Genomic DNA, 1,424 nt, shown 5'->3' with positions numbered 1-1,424 from the left:
GGCTCTTCACGAACGAGGGTGTAGTCGAGGTCTGAAACCGCCGGCTTCGAGCAGACTCCTGTCGATGTAGTGCCTCAGGTTCCGGAACCCAAGCGCGATCCCGCGCAGATGCTCGAGTCGGCCATTGATCGCCTCCGTCGGGCCGTTGCTGGTCCCGGGCCGATCGAAATAGCCGAGGACGTCAGCGGCTCGTTGCTTGAGCGTACGAGCGAGCTTGCGGACCTCGACCAGCTGCACGGGCACCCCCGTGGAGATCCGGTCGATCGTGTGCTGCAGGAAGAACCTCCCCAGCCCGCGGTCCGTCTCCCGATACGCGGTGATCATGTCCTGATACACACCCCAGGTCGCTTCAACCTCGACATGGCGCTGGTCGGCGAACACCTCCTCGAGTCGCGCATGCTGCTTCTCGGTGAGAAGACCCGCTCCTGTCAGCAGAGTCCGGCGGACCCGGTAGAGCGGATCACCAGTCCTACCCCGACGACCGAACACATCGCGCTGAACACGGCGCCGACAGTTCTCCAGCGCGTCCCCGGTAAGCCGGATCACATGGAATGGATCCATGATCGGAGCAGCGTCGGGAAGCTCTTCGGCGGCGGCGGTCTTGAACCCAGTGAATCCGTCCATCGCAACGACCTCGATCCCGTTCTGCCACTGCTGCGGGCGTGCAGCCAGCCACCGCTTGAAGACTGCTTTGGAGCGGCCTTCGACCATGTCCAGCAGCCGGGCAGGTCCGGTCTTCTCACGCACCGGGGTCAGATCGATGATCACGGTCACGTACTTGTCGCCACGCTTCGTGTGGCGCCACACGTGCTCGTCGACACCGATCGTGGTGACACCGTCGAAGCGGTGGGGGTCATCGATCAGTTGTCGTGTGCCTTCAGCGAGGATCGCGTCGTTCGCGGCCGACCATGACACGGCCAGTCCTGCCGCGACGCGGGAGATGGACAGATGGTCCACCACGAGTCCTTCCAGTCCCCATCGCAGACCGCCGCGGGAGATCTTTGCCCGCGGCGGCGCCGCTGCGGTCGTGTCCTGGCGCCACACCCGGCCGCATCCTGAGCACTTGTAACGACGCACGCGGATCAGCAGCGTCGTGGGTCGGTGTCCGAAGGGTTCGTGCGCGAGCCTGCGCACCACCGTGTCCCGTGGCGTCCCCTCACATCCGCAGTGCTGGCACCACTGGTCTGGTTCAACGACTCGGCATTGGAGCATCGCTCGGTCGGGTTCCAGGTGTTGTCCGACGGCTTGGAGACCGAGCTCGTCGAGGCGGCAGAACGTGGTCAGGCAGGGCGCATCAAAAGTAGGGTGGGACATGTCGAGGTCTTCCGGGTGGGCAGTGTAGGAACTTCCATCTTCAGGGAGACCTCGACTCCTACACGGACAGCGACGCGCTCAACGGACTACACCCTCGTTCGAGAAGAGCC

At 64.4% G+C, this 1,424-nt stretch carries 1 protein-coding gene; it reads right to left on the bottom strand.

Features of this window, described 5'->3' with window-relative positions:
• Nucleotides 1–6: 6 nt before the first annotated feature.
• Nucleotides 7–1,314 carry an ISL3 family transposase gene (locus tag BSP109_RS16565; RefSeq protein ID WP_029154009.1) on the bottom strand — a complete coding sequence of 436 codons (1,308 nt, stop codon included), beginning with the start codon at nt 1,312–1,314 and terminating at the stop codon, nt 7–9.
• Nucleotides 1,315–1,424: the final 110 nt, after the last annotated feature.

The organism is Brevibacterium sp. Mu109 (assembly GCF_900169375.1).
Classification (GTDB): domain Bacteria; phylum Actinomycetota; class Actinomycetes; order Actinomycetales; family Brevibacteriaceae; genus Brevibacterium; species Brevibacterium yomogidense_A.
Note: the sequence above shows the minus strand (reverse complement) of the source record. Positions and strands in the feature narration are given on the sequence as shown.